The following is a 251-nucleotide window of genomic DNA, read 5'->3' as shown; positions in this document are numbered from 1 at the left end:
GCCACGAGGCCCGCCCCCACATCGAGAGCTGGCTGACCGACATGGACGGCGTGCTCGTCCACGAGAACCAGCCGCTGCCTGGCGCCCCCGAGCTCATCCACCAGTGGGTCGAGTCGGGCACCCCGTTCCTCGTGCTCACCAACAACTCGATCTTCACGCCACGCGACCTCGCCGCCCGGCTGCGCGCGTCCGGGCTCGAGGTTCCCGAGGAGCGCATCTGGACCTCGGCGCTCGCGACGGCCGAGTTCTGC

1 pseudogene is annotated in these 251 nt (G+C 70.9%); it reads left to right on the top strand.

Going from position 1 to position 251, the window contains the following annotated elements:
• Positions 1-20: 20 nt before the first annotated feature.
• A pseudogene (locus tag FJ658_RS15480) lies at positions 21-251 on the top strand (TIGR01457 family HAD-type hydrolase); the annotation flags it as partial.

This window comes from Schumannella sp. 10F1B-5-1, assembly GCF_006517535.1.
Taxonomy (GTDB): Bacteria; Actinomycetota; Actinomycetes; order Actinomycetales; family Microbacteriaceae; genus Schumannella.
Note: the sequence above shows the minus strand (reverse complement) of the source record. Positions and strands in the feature narration are given on the sequence as shown.